The 19,890-nt window shown below is 59.0% G+C and carries 20 protein-coding genes and 1 tRNA gene; 11 read left to right on the top strand and 10 right to left on the bottom strand.

What is annotated here, in order from left to right; translation table 11 throughout:
- Positions 1 to 417: 417 nt before the first annotated feature.
- A complete protein-coding gene (gene petD / locus KBZ22_RS13570) occupies positions 418 to 900 on the bottom strand; it encodes a cytochrome b6-f complex subunit IV (RefSeq protein ID WP_106632801.1) in 483 nt (160 codons plus the stop codon).
- Positions 901 to 988: 88 nt separating this feature from the next.
- A complete protein-coding gene (gene petB / locus KBZ22_RS13565; RefSeq protein ID WP_106632802.1) occupies positions 989 to 1,672 on the bottom strand; it encodes a cytochrome b6 in 684 nt (227 codons plus the stop codon).
- Positions 1,673 to 1,794: 122 nt separating this feature from the next.
- Here petB and ctpZ point away from each other — a divergent pair, with 122 nt between their 5' ends.
- From ctpZ to minC, 3 genes are all read left to right on the top strand, one after another.
- Entirely contained in the window at positions 1,795 to 3,000 is a 1,206-nt protein-coding gene (gene ctpZ / locus KBZ22_RS13560) for a carboxyl-terminal processing protease CtpZ (protein ID WP_255022370.1), read from the top strand.
- Between the two features lie 2 nt (positions 3,001 to 3,002).
- Positions 3,003 to 4,244: an HD domain-containing protein gene (locus KBZ22_RS13555; protein ID WP_255022369.1), complete on the top strand. Its 1,242-nt coding sequence runs from the start codon at positions 3,003 to 3,005 to the stop codon at positions 4,242 to 4,244.
- A 99-nt stretch (positions 4,245 to 4,343) separates the two neighbouring features.
- Positions 4,344 to 4,979 carry a septum site-determining protein MinC gene (gene minC / locus KBZ22_RS13550; RefSeq protein WP_255022368.1) on the top strand — a complete coding sequence of 212 codons (636 nt, stop codon included), beginning with the start codon at positions 4,344 to 4,346 and terminating at the stop codon, positions 4,977 to 4,979.
- Here minC and KBZ22_RS13545 read toward each other — a convergent pair.
- Genes KBZ22_RS13545 through KBZ22_RS13535 form a run of 3 tightly spaced genes read right to left on the bottom strand, consistent with a single transcriptional unit; the run spans position 4,969 to position 7,128 of the window.
- Positions 4,969 to 5,571, bottom strand: a complete 603-nt coding sequence (locus tag KBZ22_RS13545; protein ID WP_254942619.1) for a chromate transporter — start codon at positions 5,569 to 5,571, stop codon at positions 4,969 to 4,971. The two genes, minC and KBZ22_RS13545, sit on opposite strands and share 11 nt — an antisense overlap.
- A complete protein-coding gene (locus tag KBZ22_RS13540) occupies positions 5,568 to 6,119 on the bottom strand; it encodes a chromate transporter (protein WP_255022367.1) in 552 nt (183 codons plus the stop codon). Before KBZ22_RS13540 ends, KBZ22_RS13545 begins: the two co-directional genes overlap by 4 nt.
- Positions 6,112 to 7,128, bottom strand: coding sequence for a phospholipase D-like domain-containing protein (locus KBZ22_RS13535; protein ID WP_254942621.1), 1,017 nt, complete (start codon positions 7,126 to 7,128; stop codon positions 6,112 to 6,114). Before KBZ22_RS13535 ends, KBZ22_RS13540 begins: the two co-directional genes overlap by 8 nt.
- A gap of 115 nt (positions 7,129 to 7,243) precedes the next feature.
- On the opposite strand from KBZ22_RS13535, the gene minD reads away from it, so the two are divergent.
- The 6 genes from minD (at position 7,244) to KBZ22_RS13505 (ending at position 10,648) form a co-directional block, all read left to right on the top strand.
- Positions 7,244 to 8,062, top strand: coding sequence for a septum site-determining protein MinD (gene minD / locus KBZ22_RS13530; protein ID WP_255022366.1), 819 nt, complete (start codon positions 7,244 to 7,246; stop codon positions 8,060 to 8,062).
- A gap of 5 nt (positions 8,063 to 8,067) precedes the next feature.
- Positions 8,068 to 8,382: a cell division topological specificity factor MinE gene (minE, locus tag KBZ22_RS13525; protein WP_255022365.1), complete on the top strand. Its 315-nt coding sequence runs from the start codon at positions 8,068 to 8,070 to the stop codon at positions 8,380 to 8,382.
- Positions 8,383 to 8,421: 39 nt separating this feature from the next.
- A complete protein-coding gene (locus tag KBZ22_RS13520) occupies positions 8,422 to 8,634 on the top strand; it encodes a response regulator transcription factor (protein ID WP_255022364.1) in 213 nt (70 codons plus the stop codon).
- A gap of 34 nt (positions 8,635 to 8,668) precedes the next feature.
- Positions 8,669 to 8,740 (top strand) — tRNA-Thr (locus KBZ22_RS13515).
- Between the two features lie 280 nt (positions 8,741 to 9,020).
- Positions 9,021 to 9,176, top strand: a complete 156-nt coding sequence (locus tag KBZ22_RS13510; protein ID WP_255022363.1) for a hypothetical protein — start codon at positions 9,021 to 9,023, stop codon at positions 9,174 to 9,176.
- A 179-nt stretch (positions 9,177 to 9,355) separates the two neighbouring features.
- A complete protein-coding gene (locus KBZ22_RS13505) occupies positions 9,356 to 10,648 on the top strand; it encodes a DUF2252 domain-containing protein (protein ID WP_255022362.1) in 1,293 nt (430 codons plus the stop codon).
- Here the strand turns inward: KBZ22_RS13505 and KBZ22_RS13500 are convergent.
- The 3 genes from KBZ22_RS13500 to KBZ22_RS13490 all read right to left on the bottom strand — a co-directional run bounded on the left by KBZ22_RS13500 (position 10,645) and on the right by KBZ22_RS13490 (position 15,484).
- Positions 10,645 to 12,174 (bottom strand): MFS transporter, encoded by a 1,530-nt coding sequence (locus tag KBZ22_RS13500; RefSeq protein ID WP_255022361.1) that lies wholly within the window; start codon positions 12,172 to 12,174, stop codon positions 10,645 to 10,647. The two genes, KBZ22_RS13505 and KBZ22_RS13500, sit on opposite strands and share 4 nt — an antisense overlap.
- A gap of 24 nt (positions 12,175 to 12,198) precedes the next feature.
- Positions 12,199 to 12,465: a SemiSWEET transporter gene (locus tag KBZ22_RS13495; protein WP_255022360.1), complete on the bottom strand. Its 267-nt coding sequence runs from the start codon at positions 12,463 to 12,465 to the stop codon at positions 12,199 to 12,201.
- Between the two features lie 274 nt (positions 12,466 to 12,739).
- Positions 12,740 to 15,484, bottom strand: coding sequence for an MGH1-like glycoside hydrolase domain-containing protein (locus KBZ22_RS13490; protein ID WP_255022359.1), 2,745 nt, complete (start codon positions 15,482 to 15,484; stop codon positions 12,740 to 12,742).
- Positions 15,485 to 15,697: 213 nt separating this feature from the next.
- Here KBZ22_RS13490 and KBZ22_RS13485 point away from each other — a divergent pair, with 213 nt between their 5' ends.
- A complete protein-coding gene (locus tag KBZ22_RS13485; RefSeq protein ID WP_255022358.1) occupies positions 15,698 to 16,690 on the top strand; it encodes an FUSC family protein in 993 nt (330 codons plus the stop codon).
- A gap of 525 nt (positions 16,691 to 17,215) precedes the next feature.
- Here the strand turns inward: KBZ22_RS13485 and KBZ22_RS14460 are convergent.
- Both KBZ22_RS14460 and KBZ22_RS13480 read right to left on the bottom strand, forming a co-directional pair.
- The gene (locus KBZ22_RS14460) at positions 17,216 to 17,755 is read right to left on the bottom strand and encodes a transposase (protein WP_396112148.1); all 540 of its coding nucleotides are present in this window, start codon (positions 17,753 to 17,755) and stop codon (positions 17,216 to 17,218) included.
- Positions 17,670 to 18,779 (bottom strand): transposase, encoded by a 1,110-nt coding sequence (locus KBZ22_RS13480; RefSeq protein ID WP_255022357.1) that lies wholly within the window; start codon positions 18,777 to 18,779, stop codon positions 17,670 to 17,672. Before KBZ22_RS13480 ends, KBZ22_RS14460 begins: the two co-directional genes overlap by 86 nt.
- A 220-nt stretch (positions 18,780 to 18,999) precedes the next feature.
- On the opposite strand from KBZ22_RS13480, the gene KBZ22_RS13475 reads away from it, so the two are divergent.
- A partial coding sequence (locus KBZ22_RS13475; protein ID WP_255022356.1) for a DUF4347 domain-containing protein occupies positions 19,000 to 19,890 on the top strand: 891 nt, incomplete at its 3' end.

Genomic DNA, 19,890 nt, shown 5'->3' with positions numbered 1-19,890 from the left:
CAGCGACTCAGAAAACTTACAACACCGTCGGCTCTCGCCTTCTTCGTCGTAAGCCTGCTCGCTTCGGGATCTTCCCCCTTGCGCGCAGTCCAAAAACATATCACCTCTTACCCCCTTCTGGCAAGGACCCGTATCGAGCGCGACAGCGCATCAAGCCAAAACCATTGCGGCCAGGCATTTAGGTGCATTCCATTTGCCGTCTTCCCCCTGGCGCCGCTGCAGGCCTTTCAGCGCCAAATGCGCCAAAAGGTGGCCAATAGGGGACGCCACTGGGGCAGGGAAGCTCCCAGAGCTCTGCCAGGGGCGGGCCAAAGCAGCTGAAAGAGCCTCTCTATTGATGCCATAAAAAAGCCGCGACCGAAGTCGCGGCTTAATGAGGGGACCTAGAGAGTGCCTAGGCAGATTTGGTCCTAAATCTCAGAACAGACCAAGGGTGAGTGACTTGTCGATCGGCATAGCTGCGCCAATGCCGAGATAAATCGCAAACACCGTGCCGAACAAGAAGGTGGCCATGGCCACCGGCCTGCGGAAAGGATTCTGAAACTTATTGAAACTCTCGATGAAGGGCACCAGCATCAGGCCCAGGGGGATCATCGTCTGCAGGGCAATGCCCAAAAGCTTGTTAGGAACGACCCTGAGGATCTGGAAGACCGGATACAGATACCACTCAGGCAGGATCTCGAGAGGGGTTGCAAACGGATCAGCCTTGTCGCCCAGCATGGCCGGATCCATGACTGCCAGACCAACCATGCAGCCAATGGTCCCGAGGATTACCACGGGGAACATGTAGAGGAGGTCGTTGGGCCAGGCTGGCTCACCGTAGTAGTTGTGACCCATGCCCTTGGCCAACTTGGCGCGGAGCTTGGGATCGGTGAGATCGGGCTTCTTAAGGATGTGCATGGCAGCTGCCGGCAGCAGGGATCTTTGTGGTGATGGTGTGGAGCTTAAGAGGTGAGATTCGGGATTCGAGAGGCCTCGAATCAATAGGTCACAAGGGACCAGAGATGCCCTGCTTCCGGATCATCAGGAAGTGCATCAGCATGAAAACGGCAAGCAGCCAAGGCATCACGAAGGTGTGCAGGCTGTAGAAGCGGGTCAGGGTGGACTGACCAACGCTCTCTCCACCGCGGAGAAGCTCAACCATGAAATCACCGATGACCGGCACAGCGGCAGGGACTCCAGAAACAATTTTGACGGCCCAGTAGCCGAGTTGATCCCAAGGCAAGGAGTAGCCGGTAACGCCGAAGGAAACGGTGATCACCGCCATGGTGACGCCAGTAACCCAGGTGAGCTCCCTGGGACGCTTGAAACCACCGGTGAGATAAACGCGGAAGACGTGCAGGATCAGCATCAGCACCATCATCGAGGCGCTCCAGCGATGCACAGACCTGATCAACCAGCCAAAGCTGACGTCAGTCATGAGGTACTGGACAGAGGAATAGGCCTCGGCCACCGTTGGCTTGTAATAGAAGGTCATCGCAAACCCAGTGGCGAACTGGATCAGGAAGCACACCAGGGTGATGCCGCCCAGGCAGTAAAAAATGTTGACGTGGGGGGGCACGTATTTCGACGAGATGTCGTCGGCAATCGACTGGATCTCAAGGCGCTCGTCGAACCAGTTGTAAACCGGGTTCGAAGCCTGTCCGGAGTTTCCAGCAGGAGTGTTCGCCATGCAGCTGGGAGGTTTGGTTGCGAGAGTCTACCGATGACCTCGAGCCCCTTGTGAGTGCCCCGCCCTCTAGGCCAGCGCCTTCTAAACCGTTTGCAACAGCCGTGAAAAACCGCTTGGCAAGAATGCTGCAGCGTTTGCTTGGCCCCGTGCTGGCCCTAGCCCTGCTGGCAGCCACCGGCGCCTCGACCTTGGCCCTCAGCGATACCCAGCAGCTGGTGGTTGAGGCATGGCGCCTGGTGAACCAGAGCTACGTAGATCCAGGCCGCTTTGAAACGGTGCATTGGAAGCGGCTGCGCCAAAAAGCGCTCGAGCAACCAATCAACAGCTCAGGCGATGCCTACGACGCCATCGAATCAATGCTCACCCCCCTTGGGGATCCCTACACCCGCCTTTTGCGGCCTGCCGACTACGCCACCCTGCGCTCCAACACTCAGGGCACCGTGACCGGAGTGGGACTGCAGCTGGGCTTGCGCAGCAACGACCAAGCAGTCGTTGTGATCGCCCCCCTAGACGGCTCCCCCGCCGCTGAAGCCCTTATCCCTAGTGGCGCCGAGGTACTGCAGGTAGATGGCCAGGACACTGGGGGGCTGGGGCTGGAACGCACCGCAGCCGCCCTGCGCGGCCCCGCCGGGAGCCGGGTGCTGGTGCAACTCAACATGCAAGGACAGCCGCGCGAAGTGGAGCTCGAACGGCGTGAGGTGGAGCTGCGTCCTGTGCGCAGCAAGCGGTTGCGGGTGGGAGAGCACACCCTCGGCTACCTGCGTATCACCCAATTTTCTGAACCGGTGCCCCAGGACGTGCAGGAAGCCCTCGCCGATCTCAACAGCAAGGCGATCGAGGGACTGATTCTTGATCTGCGCAACAACTCCGGCGGGCTGGTGAGCGCCGGCTTAGCCGTGGCCGACGACCTGCTCAATGGCGAGCCCATCGTGGAAACCCAGGACCGTGATGGACTCAGCTCGCCCCAACAGGCCAACCCCGGCATGCTCTTCGATGGGCCGATGCTCACCCTGGTGAACGGCGGCACTGCTAGTGCCAGCGAAATCCTGGCGGGAGCACTTCAAGACAATGGCCGCAGTGAGCTGGTGGGAGCTCAAACCTTCGGCAAAGGGCTGATTCAGACCCTGATACCCCTGGGCGACACCAGTGGCCTGGCCGTAACCGTGGCCCGTTATCTCACCCCCAGTGGCAGGGACATTCAGCACCAGGGAATCGCCCCGGATCTAGTGCTGCCCGAACCCGAACCCTTAGATCCCGGCGGTGAGGGTGACAGCTGGCTTGATGCCGCTGGCCGCTTGCTGGCCAGCCGGCTTGAAGCGAACCTCTGAATATGGGAGAGCGCACGTATCACGATCCACTGCACGGAGCGATTCGACTCGATCGCACCGATCCAGCTGAAGCCCTGGCCATCGAGCTGATCGATTCCGCTCCCTTCCAGCGCTTGCGCCGAGTACGTCAATTGGGCCCAGCCTTTCTGACCTTCCATGGAGCCGAGTCCAGCCGCTTCACCCATTCCCTCGGGGTGCTGCACCTAGCCCGCCTAGCCCTGCAACAGCTGGAGCGCCACCACCATGAACTGGCGGAACATCGAGCCGTGCTCTACGCCGCGGCGCTGCTGCACGATTTGGGCCACGCTCCCCTGAGCCACTCCGGAGAGGAGATGTATGGGCTGCACCACGAGGCTTGGTCGGGGCGGCTGATCCGGGAGCATCCGGCCTTGCGCGACCGCCTCGAAGCCCACGCCCCCGGCACGGCCAGCGTCGTGGCCGAACTGCTAGAGCACGGCCGCCACCCCTGCCCAGCGATCAAGGCCTTAGTGAGCAGCCAGCTGGACTGCGACCGGCTTGATTACCTGGTCCGCGATAGCTACAGCACGGGCACTACCTACGGGCGGCTGGATCTCGAGCGGATCCTGGCCGCCTTCACCTTGGCTCCCGATGGCCAGCTGGCGATCACCCCAAAGGGCCTGATGGCCGTGGAGCACTACCTGGTGGTGCGCAACCTGATGTATCGCAGCGTCTACAACCACCGGCTCAACGTGGTGTGCAACTGGCTGCTCAACCAGGCCATCGCCACCGCCCGACGCCTGGGACCAAAGCGAGTTTGGGCCGACCAGGTGATGGGCCGCTGGCTGTGGCACTGCGACGCTCTCGATCTGGAGTCATTTCTTGCCAACGACGACATCCGCACTGGCTACCACCTGATGCGCTGGATGGAAGAGGGCCCGGCCGAACTGCAGGATCCTTGCGGTCGACTGCTGGAGCGGCGTCTACTCAAGGCCACCGATGTGAGTCACTGCAGCCCCGCCCAGCGACTGGAGCTCCTGGCTGCAGCGAGGCAGTTAAGCGAAGCAGAGGGCCTGAGCGCCGAAACCAGCTGCGGCCTGCAGCAGCGCCAGAGTCGCGGTTATCACCCCTATAAGGGTGGGCTGCGCCTTTGGGATGGCGAGCACCTACAGGCCCTGGAGCAGCGCTCAAACCTGGTGCAAAGCCTCACTGTTGAAGTCGAGCTGGCCTGGCTAATCCATCCCGGTGAGGTGGCACCTAAGTTGCGCCAATTGCTGGGGCGCTGAGGGGGAATGGGGATGGGGATAGGGCCGGGAATGGAGTTGGAGCCTGCTCGGGGAGCCTTGTTGGTTGCAGACGAATCTGGGCGAGGCAGCCACCGGCTAGTGCTGCCCGCCTCTTGCCAAACCCCTTTGCCCGCTCTGGTGCAACAAGCAATCGAAAGTGGCGCCCTGCTGGCTAAGGGGCCAATCGAGGGCCAGGTGCTGCTCGAGGCTGGGGCCTGGCGTATCGGCCTAAGCCAACTTGGCGAGCTGCAGCGCACCCTGAACGGCCGGGGGCTTGAGCTGGTGGCGATCTGCAGCAGTCAGCCCCACACTCACGTAGCAGCTGCGGGGCTGGGGATCTTGAGCCAGTGGCCTAAAACAACCGCTCCAGAGAGCCCCGCCAAACCAGATTCCGACCTGCAAGTGCATCGGGGCACCCTGCGCTCCGGCGACCATCTGGAAACATCGGGCAGCGTGCTGCTGCTTGGGGACGTAAACCCAGGGGCGCGGATTTCAGCCGCAGGCCATGTGCTGGTGTGGGGGCGATTGAGGGGTATGGCCCACGCCGGCTGTCAGGGCGACAACTTCGCCCGCATCGTGGCCCTGCAGCTACGACCGCTGCAGCTGCGCATTGCCGGGGCGGTGGCTAGGGGCCCAGAGGGCGCCCCCCCAGCCGGGTTTGCCGAAGAAGCTCGGATAGTGGCGGGCGCCATCCAAATAGACCCGGCCCAACCAGTCTGGCCCCTTAGCGGTTAATTACACCCAGACCGCCCAGCACACCGGCCACCGCCATAAACCAGAGCGGCGAAATGCGGGTGCGCAACATCAGCACGCAAACCAGAACTGACACCACCACCCCAGCCCAATTGGTGTCAGCCGTGCGCAGAATCTTGAGCCCCACGGCAAACAAAATTCCTAAGGTTATTGGCCCTAGGCCTCGCTCAAACGCCACGCGCCAGGGGGAGTGTTCAAGGCGCTTCCAACTAAGGCAGGCCATGACCATAAGCAAGGTAGAGGGCAACAGGATCGCTGCTTCGGCGCCGTAGGCGCAGAGCAGGGCCCAGAAAGGCCCCTCCCGCCAGCCGGCCCCGAGACCAAGCAAACCCACCAACATTGAGCTGGGACCAGGTGCCGCCTCCGCCAGGGCATAAAGATCGGCGAATTGGGTATTAGTAAGCCAGCAAAACTGGGCCACCGCCAAATGGTGATATTCCGCCAGCAGGGTATTGCCACCGCCGAGTGAAAACAGCGACAGCGATAAAAACTGCCAGAGCACCTGCGCCAAGGTGCCCAAATCGGAGAGGCGAGCTGGCTCACACGCCACCGCCGCGGCCAGCAGCCCACTCATGGGTTGGTCCGCCGGCGGGGCCAATACCAAGCCATGGCCAAGGGACCGGCGATCAACACCACAGGAATCAAGCGCTGGTCAAACAAGCTGAGTGCCAGAAAGACCACCACAGCAAGCAACAAAGCAACCCGATCATTCCAATACTGATCAAGAATCTTGAAACCCATTGAGAGGGCCATCCCTGCTGCTGCCGCCACCACTCCGGCAAGCACCCGATCTACCGAGGGGATGGTGTGGAAATGGAAATAGGCCAAACCCAGCCCCATCAACAGGCTGAAGGGGAGCAGCAACATGCCGGCCAGGGCTACTAAAGCGCCTGGCAAACCGTGGAACTCGGCGCCGATGTACACGGCCATGTTGATCTGGTTTGGCCCGGGGAAAAGGCGGGCAACCGTGAGTCCGGTGAGGAATTGCTCGTTGGACATCCAACGGCGCTGCTCGACCACAATCCGCTGGCTCCAGGCGGACAGGCCACCACCAAAGGCCGAGAGCGCCACCTGGAGCATCCCCCAGAACAACTCAGAAAGGCTGGGGCGCCGATCAGTCATGGACGAAGTGGGGATCTGGTGGCAATTCGCCGTCCTCGTGCAGGCTGGGATCAAGGGGATCTGGAGCGTGATATTTCTTTGCCGCATCCCAATCAGCCTGGAAGGTGCTGCGCAGCCTCTCCACCACCTCGGGAGCATCTGATTCGATGCCAAGCTCGCGCCGCAGATCAAAGGCACTGCGATCGATGTTCATGGAACCGGTCTGGGCGTAGGCACCGTCAACCAAAAGCAACTTGGCGTGCAGTTTTAGATGCTTCTGCCGCCGCACCTTCACACCAAAGCGCTCCATTACCCGCAGCGAAGAGAATGTGTCGTAGATGTCCCAGTCGGAGATGCCGTGCTTGCCACCACAGAGGAAGCGCACCTTCACGCCGCGCTCCCGGGCCGAAATTATTCTCTCCAAAATCACCGCATCCACAAATTTTGGGTGCTGAATCCAAAGGCTTTCGAGCGCCATATCAATGATCCTGGCCATCTGGCCGCGGCTGTGAACGCTGCTCCACACCAGGCCCACAGTGAGATCGGGATGGAAAAAGCTGCGGTTCCAGTCGGCCTCAAAGCAGGCGATCACCTGCTCCACCACAGGCACTGCATAACTGACGACCCCGTAGTCACGGGTCTCAGTGAAGTATTTGTCGCTGAGGTTAAAGGTGGCAATTAGCACGCAGGTGGAATCCACCACCAGCGACTTCTCATGGGTGACTGGAAAGGCTTCGCTGGTCCAGGCCACCTGAATGCCGCAGGCATCGAGGCGGGCATGGGCCTCATCATTCCAACGGTCACCGCCGGAGGTGTGCGGATTGAGCATCACCCGCACCAGCACGCCACGCTGCTGAGCCCGGATCAAGGCCTGCTCAATGGTCTCCGACTGCAACTTGAACTGCTTGATCCGAAGTGTCTCCTGGGCAGAGTCGATCAAAGCCACCACAGCCGCTGCGCCGTCATCGGGCATCACCAGCAGCTGCTGGTGGTGGTGCAGATGGCTAGGCCCACCTGGGGCTTGGGTCATACCTTCTCAGAGCCTGAACACCCCTTTTAGAGCAGCTGCGGCCAGTAGCAATGCCAGCCCCAATACCTGCAACTCAAGGTTTTGGCCTTAACCTGCCCTCAATCCAGCCTGTGCCGTGGCCGCCACGTCTACCCGCTACATCCTGATCTGCTCCGGCAAAGGAGGCGTGGGCAAAACCACCCTCACCGCCAATCTCGGCATAGCCCTTGCCAAGCAAGGGGCTCGCACCGCCGTGCTCGATGCCGACTTCGGCCTACGCAACCTCGACTTGTTGCTCGGCCTGGAAAACAGGATCGTTTACACGGCGCAAGAGGTGCTGGCCGAAACCTGTCGCCTCGAGCAAGCATTGGTAAAGCACAAGCTGGAGCCAAATCTGGCCTTGCTTCCCGCTGGCAATCCACGGATGCTCGAGTGGCTCCAGCCCGACGACATGCGTAAGATCGCTGCAATGCTTGGAGAGCACTTCGATTACGTTTTAATCGATGCGCCGGCGGGCATTGAGGGCGGCTTCAAGAACGCCATGGCGGCCGCACGCGAAGCAATCGTGGTCACAACCCCGGAGGTTTCGGCCGTGCGAGATGCAGACCGGGTGATTGGCCTGCTCAACAGTGAAGGCGTAAAGCCAATCCAGCTGGTGCTTAACCGGGTGCGGCCCAAAATGATGGCAAACCAGGAGATGCTGGCCGTCAGCGATGTCACCGACATCCTGGCCCTGCCCCTACTTGGCCTAGTGCTGGAAGACGAACAGGTGATCGTGAGCACCAACCGCGGTGAGCCCCTCACCCTCACTGGCAATAGTTCCCCTGCTGGCCGGGCTTACACCAATGTGGCCCGCCGCCTGCAGGGTGAAGAGGTGCCGCTGATCGATCCGAGCAAAGAGCGCCAAGGGCTGCGGGCCACGATCGGGCGACTGATGCAAACCAAGATCTTCTGAAGCCGATGACCTTGCTTGATGTGATCAACAAACTGTTGGGGCGGCAGCCAGCCAGTGCCAACACGGCTAAGCAGCGACTGCAGTTGGTGCTCGCCCACGACCGCAGCGACCTCAATCCCGAGCTGCTGCAACAGATGCGCCGCGAAATCCTTGAAGTTGTGAGTCGTTATGTGGAAATCGACTTTGAGGAAGGGGATGTGACCCTGGAAACGGAGGACAGAGTCACGGCCCTGGTAGCCAACCTGCCGATTCGGCGAGCCAAGCTGCCGGCTCCCGCCCCTATCCCTGAGCCAACCCTGGAGAAAGAGATCAGTTCCTGAGACGGTGTGGGAACTCTTAGGGGCAGCCACACCAATGCCATGCCCTGTTCAAGCGCCTTCGAGCATTCAGAACTCTCCGCCGCAGAGCGGCGTGTGCTCGAGCAACTGGAACGGGGCTACAGCAATAAGGCAATTGCCGCCGCCTTAATTCTCAGCAGGCGCACGGTCGAAAGTCATATGTCGAGCCTGCTGGCCAAAACCGGCTGCCAAAGCCGCACCCAGCTGCTGCTCTGGGCGCTTGGTGAGCGATAAGCTCACATAAGGAAGCCACCAAGCGACTTCCATTGCCGGCTTAGCTCAGTGGTAGAGCAGCGCTTTTGTAAAGCGAAGGCCATCGGTTCAAATCCGTTAGCCGGCTTTTTGGTTCAGATCCGTTGCGAGGGAGGGGGTGCAACGGGTCTTGGGGATCGGGGCCTGCCGGAGGAGCCCCGTCGCTTGATAGTGGGTTGATTAACAACTTGCCTAGATCAAGACTCTCCAGGGCACCAACCAACAACAACCTCCCGCCTAGGCACCCACCGAGAACAACTCCGAGTCAGGTGCTCGCCTTGAGGAATGAGTCCCCGATGAATCGGGCAGGACGGAGGACATCGATATCCAGATAGTCCCACTCCTCAAAACCTTCAAGGTCATTAATCGTGGCGGCCAATCAGAAAAGCCTGGTGAACTACATCCAGACTTACAACAACCCCGGCCTACGCAGCCTCAACTTCGACCAGCTACCGCTGGATGGTGGGGCGATCAAGGTGATGACTCTCGATCAACCCGCGCATGCGACGGTGCTCCGGCCCTGAAATCCGCTCCAGCTCGGGTCTGGCCTAAGGCCTTGGCTTGCTAGCCCGTTCAACACCTTGATGGGAGGGCAGACAAAACCAGCGCCTGGGGGCAGGCCGAGAGGCTCGCAGCTCGTCCATTTCCCCACCGTTGTGCCTCTGCGATGCTTATCCCAAGCTCTGGCGTGGAGAGGCCAGCGATGAACTCCAGTGCTCGTTTGGATCCGCTTGAGCTTCTGAAACAACAGGAGGCCACCCGTCTGCCCTGGCTGCTCTCCGAACGCCACCGGCGCATGGCGGAGAGCCCCTTCGCCTTCTTCCGCGGCGCCGCCATCGTGATGGCCGCCGACCTCGGCCGCCAGCCCCACTCGGGCCTGATGGTGCAACTCTGTGGGGATGCCCATCTGCTCAACTTCGGCTTCTACGGCTCCCCCGAACGGCAACTGCTGTTCGGCATCAACGACTTCGATGAAACCCACCCCGGGCCCTTCGAGTGGGATGTGCAGCGGCTGGCTGCCAGTTTCGTGTTGGCAGCCCGCAGCCTAGGGCTGAGCGAGAAGCAGCAGAGCAGGGTTTGCCGCCGCACGGTGCGCGCCTATGGCGAGGCGATGGCGGAGTTTGCTGCCATGCCTCAGATCCCGATGTGGGTTGCCCAGCTGCCGCTGGAGCGCCTGATCGACGAACACGCCAGTGCCAACTTTCGCGGTCACCTGAAAAAGGTGACGACGGCCGCCCTACAACGGGATAGTCGCCAGGCGGTGCGCAAATTGTGCGAGGCCGATGGCAGCGGTGCGCTGCGCTTCCGCCATCAGCCGCCGCTGATCTGGCGCTTTGACGCCCTTGATCCAGAATGGCTGGCGGGCATGGACTGGCATGACTGGTCGCAGAACGGCCTGCGCAGCTACATGGGCTCGATAGCCTCGACCATGCAGCACTTGATGGGCCACTACCAGCACAAAGATTCCTCCCTTAAGGCGGTGGGCGTGGGTTCCATCGGCACCCGCTGCGGCATCAACCTGTTCGTGGGCCAGCACCCTGAGGACGTCCTAGTGCTTCAGGGCAAGCAAGCCGAACCCTCCGTGCTGGCTCCTTACGTGAATCTGCCTGCACCGGAGCATCAAGGTCAGCGGGTGGTGGAAGGGCAGCGGTTGCTGCAAACCGCCAGTGATCCCTTTCTGGGTTGGGGCACCAACCCCTCAGGTGATCACATCTATGTTCGCCATTTCCGCGATTGGAAGGGATCGGTGGATGTGGCCCAGTTGGATGGCAATGGCCTCAAGGATTACGGCAATCTCTGCGGCTGGACGCTGGCCAAGGCCCATGCCAGAGGCGGCGACCGCCGTGCCATTGCCGCCCATATCGATGACCCGAAGCACTTTGCCCAGGGTCTTTTGGAGCAGGCCATGCACCATGCGGATCTGGCCGAGGCAGACCATGCCTCCTTTGTGGGAGCCATCACCCAAGGCCATGAACCCGGGGCAGAGACGCCCTAGGCCCGAGCCCCCTGTTCAACATCCTGTTGCTGGTGGCCGATCACCAGCAACAGGAGGGTGATCGCGCCGAGCAATCCCACCAGCACAGCTGTGACAAGCATGGTGCCCGCCAGGCCACTGGCGTAGGTGTCGGACATCAGCTGGATCGCCTGCGCCGGCAAGCCTTTGGCGTGGCTCAGCCTGCCGCTGCCCAGGGCCGCCCGCACCTTGGCTTCGAGTTCGGAACTCCAAACGGTTGTGGAGCCCAGCTTCAGCACCTGTTCATGCAGGTTGGCGGCACCAAAGCCATTCACCATCGCCGCGCTGGCGGCGAAACCCAAGGCGAAGCCAAATTGTCCGCTGGTGGTTCGAAAGGCCGTGACGGGGCCGAGCGAGCCGGGCGGAGCCTCCTGGACGAACAACGCCGCCTGGGGCACGGCCATGAAGGCCAGACCACTGCCCACCAGCACCATCGGCATCACCAGGGAGCTGTAGGAGCTGTCGGCGCGGATCGCGGCAAACCACAACAGCCCGAGCACGAGCAACACGATGCCAGCAGCCATCAACTGGGTGGTGCGGCGACCGGCCCGCATCAGCCGGCCGGCCGGCACAGCGCCAACGGCACAACAAACGAGAAGGGGGAGCTGGGCTAGTGCCACCTGAGCGGTACTGAAGTGCTGCACCAGCTGCCAGAAATTGCTCGTTTGCAGTTGCACCACAGCCCAGGCGAAGTTGCCGGCGATGGCGCTCACGATCGCCGCAGTGAAGCAACCACGGCGGTATAGCGCAACAGGGAAGATCGGCTCCTGACGGCTTCGCTCGATCAGCAGATGCACTCCGAACAGCACCATCCCAGAGAGGGTGGGCACCAGGAACTGCGGCGAGGTAAACCCCTTGATGGCGTGACTCACACCACTCAAAAAGAGCACCATCGCTCCAGCGATGCTGATCAGCCCCGGCCAATCGGGTCTGAGCTTGGGGTTGGCGGGCATCGGCGGCAACAGCGCGGGCAGCCATGGCAGACAGAGCAGCGCCAGTAGGGGCACCAGGCCGAGGGCCAGACGCCAGCTGCTGTTGGCCAACAGGCCACCCAGGAGTGAGGCGGCGATAAAGCCAGTGATGGTGCAGAGGTGCCACATGCCCAACGCCTTGCCCAGCTGGTCGGGACGGCTCACGGCGCCCACGGCTGCAAAGGACAGCACGAGCACGGCACCGACGGCGATGCCCGCCACGGCACGACCCAACAGAAACAGGCCCGCATGGGGCGCCGCCATGGCGATCCCATCACCTACAATGAGCATCAGCAAGGCGGCCATCAACACTTGACGGCGCTCCAGGCGATCGCCAAGAAAGCCCATCAGCAGCACAGTGGCTGCCTGAGCCAGGGTGGAGATGCTGGCAGCCAGGGCCAACGTGGCGCCCTGCATCTCAAGGGCTTGGCCGGCCTTCACCAGGGCTGTGTTGGCCACGCTCGGGTCGATTAGTTGCAGGCCGGCCAGAACCCCGAGGAAAGGCACCGCCAGGGCTCTGCTAGGGGGAGGGCTCATGGAGTGATCAGCGATGGATGTGCCTTAGCGGCTAATATTCACAATTTTGCGTTGCAGAATTAACCCCGCAGGCAAGGCAGTAATGAGGTTGGAAATTAGAACAGGTCCATCGCCCGTGACCATGCCAAAAATTGCCCAGACAACAACGCCTGAAGTGAACATCAAATACATCCCTAGCGAGATACCAGAGGTGTCGCCGGTGCGCAGGGTCTTCAGGGCCTGAGGGAAGAAGCTTGACGTCGTCAGCACTGCGGCGACGTAGCCCAAAGCATCAACGGGTGAGGCGCTCATAACGAGAGCTGAAAATCTCTCTAATCATCGCATGGCTTCCGTTTCAATACTTCTAAGAGCTGATTTGCAATTTGCAGATGCTAGGCAAGCACTGCTGGGCTAGCTTTGCTTTAGAGGTATCGATGAATGATAGCAACTATGGGCATTGTGCTTGTTAGTAGGCCGCCTCTTGGCTGGCATGAAGAAGGGGCAGATGGCATGCCGATCGGACCGAGCCTGCCCATCGCGTGGCGTTGGCGGTGCAGGCAGGCGTAGGTGGCTGAGCACCTCTGACTCAGCGGACGCCCTGGTGCACATTAGGCGCTGGTCCCGTAAGGCCACGGGCCAACAGGCTTTCCTGGGTATTAACGGCGAAATAGTGGGTCAAATTAAGGACAAGACCACTCCAGCCGGTCTGATGGCTGGCGCCAATGCCGGCCCCATTGTCACCATGGAAGTACTCATGAAACAGCAGATAATCCTTCCAGTGGGGATCGCTCTGGAAGGTCTGCTGGCTGCCAAAAACTGGCCTTTGACCTTCAGCATTGCGTGTAAAAATGGAGACGAGCCTGTGCGCGAGTTGCTCGGCGATCTCATAGAGGTTTGCCAATTGGCCGCTGCCGGTTGGGAATTCAACCTTGAAGTCCTTGCCGTAGTAACAGAAGTAAACCACCAAGGAGCGAATAATCATGTAGTTAACTGGCATCCAGATCGGACCGCGCCAGTTGCTGTTGCCGCCAAAAAGACCTGAATCGGACTCAGCGGGCAGGTATTGGACAACGAACTCTTGTTGATTATGTACAAAGCGATAGGGGTCACTTTCGTGCCGTTTTGAGATCGAGCGAATGCCATGGTCACTGAGAAACTCATCAGGATCAAGCATGATCTTCAGCACGCGGCGAAGATTGCTCTCATTAAGGGCTGACATCATGTGTCGGTTGGCATGACCCTTGAGACTGATGTCGTGGAAAGAGCTGTGCTGAACTGGATATTTATCCTGGAGCCGATGCAGCAGGCCAGGCAGTTCAGGGAACTGCTCCATGACATCCTGCTCGAAGACTTGTACAGCACACAATGGAATCAGGCCCACCATCGATCGGACCTTTAAGCGCGTTGAGCTGCCGTCGCTTTTACGGAGTACATCATATAAAAATCCATCCTGATCATCCCACATACTTTCGCTCGCATTGCGATTGACCATTGCATGGGCGATTGAGAGATATTGCCTTATGAATTTGACTGGGTATTCTCGATACGTTTCATCTTTTCGGGCCAGCTCCACAGAGATTTGCACCATGGTTTGGGCAAAAAAAGCCATCCACGCTGTGCCATCAGCTTGCTCCAAGCTGCCGCCCATCTCTGGTGATTCAGTGCGATCAAAAATGCCGATATTATCGAGGCCAAGAAAGCCGCCTTGAAACACATTATTGCCATTGGCATCTTTTCGATTTAGCCACCAGGCAAAGTTGATGAGAAGCTTGTGAAAGCTTTCTTTCAGCCACTGATGATCAGCTTGGCCATAGAGTGCCGCTTCGGATAGGTAGACATTGAAAGTCGCCCAGGCATGCACTGGTGGATTGACATCGCCGAAGTTCCACTCATAGGCAGGAATTTGCCCGTTGGGGTGTAGATATTGGCTGCTCAGCATCAAGCTGAGCTGTTGCTTGGCGAAGCTTGGATCGACAAAAACTAAAGTGCTTGTGTGAAAGGCGAGATCCCAGGCCGCGTACCAAGGATATTCCCATTTGTCTGGCATGGAGATCACATCACTGTTGTTCATGTGATGCCACTGCTGATTCCTGAAACCCTGTCCGTCGTTGAAACCCAGTGGATCAATGCCCCGTTTCTGGAGCCAGAGTGTGATGTCGTAGTTGTAGAACTGTTTGGACCACAGCATCCCTGCCATCGCCTGCCTGAACACCAGCTTTTGCTCAGCGCTGAATCCAGCTGGCATGACAGAGGCGTAGTAGTCATCGCAGTCCTGTTTTCTGCGATCCAAGATCTGATCAAAATCTTGATCGGCAGAGTTGTTCTGTGTTTCAGGTGTTGACTTGGTTAGTCGCAGCTTGATGGTGCTTGAGGCATGGGCTCCAATCGAGAGGTTGTAAATGGCGGCTGCTTTGGTGCCTTGCTGGGAAGGGTTGACAGCTGCCGTCTCGCCCTGAACCACGTAGCGGTTGATGCCACATTTGGTGTAAGGGGATTGGTTGGGTTGCTGGAAGATGACCTCTGTGTTCGTTTCGTTCTCCGTCAACACCAGTTCATCGGCCCCGTTGCAGTGCAGCGCAAAATCACCAAGGTCGGGATGCGTTGCGTGGAGTCTCCCTTGGCCTGCATGGCAAGGCTCTGCCTTGATCAAGGGTTTTGGGCTGTTGCCCTGATCCCATGTATTGCGAAACCAGAGGGTTGGCAATACGGCGATCTTGGCCGTTTGACTGGAGCGATTATGCACCGTGATCTGGATCAGCAGATCTTCGGCATCAGCCTTGGCGTATTCAACTTCGATATCACAGTATTCATTCTTGTCGAAGATGCCCGTATCGATCAGTTCATATTCAGGCTCGTATCGCGACCTGGCTTTGTTGGTGGCAACAAGGTCGTTGTAGGGGTAAGCATTGAGTGGATATTTGTAGAGATAACGCATGTAGGAATGCGTTGGTGTTGAGTCCAGGTAGTAGTAATATTCTTTGACGTCTTCGCCATGGTTTCCCTCGCTATTGGTGAGGCCAAACAGCCGTTCCTTGAGGATCGGATCCTTGCCATTCCAGAGTGCCAAGGCGAAGCACAAAAGCTGGCGGTCGTCGCTGATGCCTGCAAGTCCATCTTCTCCCCACTGGTAGGCACGTGATCTGGCCTGATCGTGGCTGAAGGATTCCCAGGCATTGCCATCAGGGCTGTCGTCTTCACGCACCGTGCCCCACTGCCGTTCGCTCAGATAGGGGCCCCACTTGCGCCACGGATGGAGGCCCTCATTGGCCTCCTTCAAGCGTTGATGTTCGGCTGTCTGATCCAGAGCGAGTTCGCCTGCGGACGTTGCCACGGAATGGATGCGCGTTGGAGTGGGAACTGAATGGAGGCGAGGTCCAGCCGGATCTAACGCATGCCATTCCCACCTATTTTGCATGCGCAACTGCGGCCCCGCCCATCCCCGTCACGGCTTAACGACCGCAGCTAGGGAGTTGCCATGAGATCAGCCCGGTGGGTGACCCGTGGGGCAGTTGACTGGGTCACCCGTCGAACGAGGCCGCCTGGGATGACATCACGCACGCGGGCCGTGGTGCTGGTGCTGGTGGTGGTGCTCTGCCTGGTGCTGACGGAGCAGATCGCCCGCGGGCTTGGCCTCGAGCGGGCCGTGGGCCTGCTCAGTGCGGCGAACCTGGCCACCCTGGTGATCGGGATCAAGCTGGGCTGGCGTCAGGCCCTGCTGGGTGTTGGCAGCCTGGCGGTGCTCACCATCCCGGCCGCGCTGAGCCAAGGCGATCCGGCTGCCGGCACCGTCGTGATGACGCTCACCGCCCTCGCCCTGGGCCTGAGCGCCCGCTGGCAGCTGCAGCCGGTCTACTGGCTGATGGTGGTGAGCCTCTGCCTGCTGGTCACCAACAGTCCGCTGGCGGCCACGGCCACCACCAGCGACCTGGCCAGGCTGGTGTTCGGCGTGCTCGCCTCAGGCAGTCTCACCACCCTGCTGCTCAGCAAGCTGGTGCCCCGCCCTGATGGGGCCGGCACCCCAGCGGCGTTTGCGGTGGCGCACAGCTGGCGCCGCGCCCTGGCCTACGGCGTGCTGCTGGCGGCCACCACCTTGATCACCACCCCGATCGCCCTTCAGCACCACTGGCACACCAATGGGCTGTGGTTGATCCTTACGCCCTTTCTGGTGCTGCGGCCGTTCGTGCGGGATGCCTGGAGGGTCGCCCTGCACCGCTCCCTGGGAACCTTGGGGGGCGTTGCGCTGGTGATCCTGGTGGCCCCGGCCCTGCCCCACACCCTGCCCCTTCAGGTGCCGGCCATCGCCCTGGCCGCGATCACCGCCGCGGTCGCCGCCCGCAAAGGCCATCCAGCCCTGATGGTCACCGTTCTCACGGCCACGATCGTGCTGTTTAACAGCAACGCCGCCGACCTGCCGCTGATGGCGGACAAACGTCTGCTTGCCTGTGCCATCGGCATCTCCATCAGCCTGGGCGTGATGGCCGTCGCCCACCCGATTGAGCAGCGCTTCCGGGCAGCCCGGAGGGGAGAGGGCTGTTGATCGCTACACAAGTGAGTTCTCCAAGCCCGTGACGGCTGTCCGAGGAGGTGGCATCTCCGCGGACGGAGAGAACGTGGCGCTTGGCGCGGTGCACAGAAACCCCAGGACTTCCTTCCGGTCCAGCCGGGCCCCAAGCTTCTTGCTCTGGTAAGCAGGGCCATGGCAGACCGTCAGGTGGGTTCAGTTTTGATCCGTGGTGCCCCAATCTCAGCCCAGCTATACGTTGAGGAGGGCTTCATCGGCCTCCAGGTTGGAGGTGACGCTACGCCAATTTGCGGTGTGCCAAAACCCTGCTAAATCGGGTAGATTACCTGTTACAAAGACGCACTTGGGCTGGCTTACTCGCCTTTGCTGATGTGACTATCTAGAAAACCCGGAACATCTCGCTACCTGCTATTCCTCGCCTTGGTCGCAGTCTTGGGCTGTGCGCCTATTTGATTGCAAATAGGGAATCCTTAAAAAGCGACCCGGACGCCAGATCCGATTTCAACCGTATAGCAGGGAGTAGGAAGTTCAAACGCACGGTTATCCAGTGGCCAGTGATTCGTGAGTTTCAAGCTGCCAAATGCTTCCGAGCCCCAACCAGAGGCAACCTGACCGTTGCCAGGTGCACAACCAGGCAAAAAGAGTGATAAAAAAGAGGCGGAGGAGCTTCCGGATCCTCTCTGCGCACATCACCACAAAGGCCATAGAAATCGAGTTCTCTGAACCTTTGCTCAACCGAGCCATAATCAAATCTAGTGAATACTTCCTCTTCCCTGATCCAAAGTATCCTTCCACTTCGTTTCGTCTCCGCTGGTCTGCGCTGAGCTGCTGCTTTTGAGCAGCACTAATCGCTGGATTCTTAGGCAGCCTTCCCAATCGCTTACCAGAAAGCCGTATATCGTTCCGAACACAGAAGTTTCGGTTCTTGGTGTTGATGTAGATACGATCTGCACAGATTCGCTCGGGATAGCAGCCATACTCTTGCTTGTATTTCTTAGCTTGTGGAATCAGGTCTTCGGCTTCGTTGTATGGATCCCAGCTGATCCTGTGCAGCAAGGCAAAGCCGTTTCGCGCAGACACTATTTTTGGTGCCAAACTCAATAGCAGCTCTCGTCTTGCCTCGAACAATGTGCCGTACGTGTCTCTGAACCAAGTTCACAATGCGATCGGGCATGCTGCGCGTCTTGGAGTACAACAGGATGCTTTGCTGGCGGTGCAGCTCGCTGATCACGAGCAGTATCTGCCACCAATGGGTCTTCAAGCCCGAAAGCATTGCACCAGAAGTGTTCAGGAGATCGATAGCATCAAGATTCCGCTGCAGATAGTCGAGCTGACGGCGTATGGCGGCTTTTATTTTCCTGCGGCGTGGCTTCTTCTGTTTAGCGACATTGAGGAAACCAGCACGAGCTCTACCACGATCGTAAGGTGGCTTGTATTTGCGAAAATCTGAGTGGTGGATGCACAGGTCATCAATGATACGTTCGGTTGATTCCCTCGCCTCGTTTAGCAGCTTCAGATCAGTCGGATAGGTGATGTCTGCTGGCGTGCAAAATGCATCGATGGTCAGTGATCCCCAGTTCTTGTCCTCTGGCCAATCCGCAGGCTTCATGAAGTGATCAAGTGAAATCTGTTCGCCTGATCCGGCATCTGGATCATCAGAGTCATCGTCTGGGAGTGACGCCACAGCCTCGAGCACCAAGGCCTTACCGCGTCCGGCAAAAAGTTCATTGATCCGATTGAGATCCTCCTCCGAGAATCTCTTACGGAAATGAACCATCATCGATGGGTCAAATGGTGCTTTACTGGAATGTCCGGCAAAGCCAAGAAAAAATTGCATAAAAGCATTTTCTCTGATCTCCTCGACGGTCTCCTCGTCCGTTAAGCCAAGCCGCTGTTTGATAAACAGCGCACCAAATGCAAGCCGTACAGGCTTTGCAGGAGCGCCAGACGTGGGGCTGAACTGAGGGGCGTATGTTTCTTCCAGCTCTTCCCATGGAATTAGCGAGGAAAAGAGCCCCCAGCGGTTGTCCGAATCCAACGTGCCGCCAAAAGGCACATGAAAATCCTTGATTGAGAGCTGGCCATTATGGAGTTTCCGGTACATCTGCGGTGCTCAGCAGTTGCAGCAAGCGTCGATTGCCCTGATCAAGGCCAGTTCATCGGGTTTTGATCGCTGAAACAAGCTGCGCTGCAATCGATCTGGCTTTTTCAAGGGCCCCTAAATAGTCAGGATTTTAAAATCGAAAAGCCATGAGATGCTGATTCGTCATAATTTGCTGGGCCTCCCTGGGCTAGCGTGTCTAGACGTACTAGCCTTATCTGCTGTGAGTGTTTCTTCGACCTTGCTGCCCACTTTGCTCGTCTACGACGCTGGGCTGCCTGACCTCGATTTGCTGTTCGACGGGTTAGTTGACAACGTAGTTGCGGTGCAAGTCGATCGTGATGCTGACGCTATTAGCAGGATCGCTGAGGCCCTATCGGCAACCGGGGCACGTCGCTTGCAGCTGCTGTGCCACGGCAGGCCAGGAGTTGCTCTGATCGGAGCCCAACCAATCACGGCCGCTGTCCTTAGGGAGCAAGTGGACGTGGTGAGCAGTTGGAACTTGGAGGTCGTTGACCTGTTTGCTTGCCAAATTGGAGCCGATCAAGAGTTTTTGCAACTCTTAGCTCAATACACTGGAGGCAGGGTTGCAGCAAGCAAGGGCGTAGTCGGGCATGCGGGAAACGGAGGTAGCTGGAATCTTTGCGGAGCAATAAGTGCAGTAGTTCCTTTCAACCGTTTTGCACAGCTCTCTTGGAACCATTGCCTCGAGACGCCGTTATCATCTATCTCACTGTATTCGGCAGCCGAAATAAATGCATTCATCTCTGATCCTTCTTTTAGGTCTTCCCTCGAGGATTCAAGTGGCAACAATTTCAATGGACATCAACATATCTTCCTAGATCTCACGGACACCGGATCGATTGCTGCTGACGACCTGACGGCACTTGATGGTCTAACCACTGGCACCATCGATGCCAGCGCTATTACCTCCATCACCGGCACGCTCGCTGCGGTAACGGGTTCCTATGAATCAGATCAAATATCTGGTCTAGGCGAAAAAGCAGTCACCCTCACGGACACCGGATCGATTGCTGCTGACGACCTGACGGCACTTGATGGTCTAACCACTGGCACCATCGATGCCAGCGCTATTACCTCCATCACCGGCACG

Origin of the sequence: Cyanobium sp. L1E-Cus (assembly GCF_024345755.1) — a bacterium.
GTDB classification, from domain to species: Bacteria; Cyanobacteriota; Cyanobacteriia; order PCC-6307; family Cyanobiaceae; genus Cyanobium_A; species Cyanobium_A usitatum.
This window is presented reverse-complemented; position numbering and strand designations above follow the sequence as displayed.

Excerpts from the sequence above, each read along its gene's own strand:
- KBZ22_RS13520 (WP_255022364.1), top strand. The coding sequence starts at position 8,422 with ATGCCCTGTTCAAGCGCCTTCGAGCATTCAGAACTCTCCGCCGCAGAG.
- KBZ22_RS13535 (WP_254942621.1), bottom strand. The coding sequence starts at position 7,128 with ATGACCCAAGCCCCAGGTGGGCCTAGCCATCTGCACCACCACCAGCAG.
- KBZ22_RS13545 (WP_254942619.1), bottom strand. The coding sequence starts at position 5,571 with ATGAGTGGGCTGCTGGCCGCGGCGGTGGCGTGTGAGCCAGCTCGCCTC.
- KBZ22_RS13500 (WP_255022361.1), bottom strand. The coding sequence starts at position 12,174 with ATGAGCCCTCCCCCTAGCAGAGCCCTGGCGGTGCCTTTCCTCGGGGTT.
- petB (WP_106632802.1), bottom strand. The coding sequence starts at position 1,672 with ATGGCGAACACTCCTGCTGGAAACTCCGGACAGGCTTCGAACCCGGTT.
- petD (WP_106632801.1), bottom strand. The coding sequence starts at position 900 with ATGCACATCCTTAAGAAGCCCGATCTCACCGATCCCAAGCTCCGCGCC.
- minE (WP_255022365.1), top strand. The coding sequence starts at position 8,068 with ATGACCTTGCTTGATGTGATCAACAAACTGTTGGGGCGGCAGCCAGCC.
- KBZ22_RS13505 (WP_255022362.1), top strand. The coding sequence starts at position 9,356 with ATGAACTCCAGTGCTCGTTTGGATCCGCTTGAGCTTCTGAAACAACAG.
- KBZ22_RS13495 (WP_255022360.1), bottom strand. The coding sequence starts at position 12,465 with ATGAGCGCCTCACCCGTTGATGCTTTGGGCTACGTCGCCGCAGTGCTG.
- KBZ22_RS13480 (WP_255022357.1), bottom strand. The coding sequence starts at position 18,779 with ATGTACCGGAAACTCCATAATGGCCAGCTCTCAATCAAGGATTTTCAT.
- KBZ22_RS13555 (WP_255022369.1), top strand. The coding sequence starts at position 3,003 with ATGGGAGAGCGCACGTATCACGATCCACTGCACGGAGCGATTCGACTC.
- ctpZ (WP_255022370.1), top strand. The coding sequence starts at position 1,795 with ATGCTGCAGCGTTTGCTTGGCCCCGTGCTGGCCCTAGCCCTGCTGGCA.
- KBZ22_RS13485 (WP_255022358.1), top strand. The coding sequence starts at position 15,698 with ATGACATCACGCACGCGGGCCGTGGTGCTGGTGCTGGTGGTGGTGCTC.
- KBZ22_RS13540 (WP_255022367.1), bottom strand. The coding sequence starts at position 6,119 with ATGACTGATCGGCGCCCCAGCCTTTCTGAGTTGTTCTGGGGGATGCTC.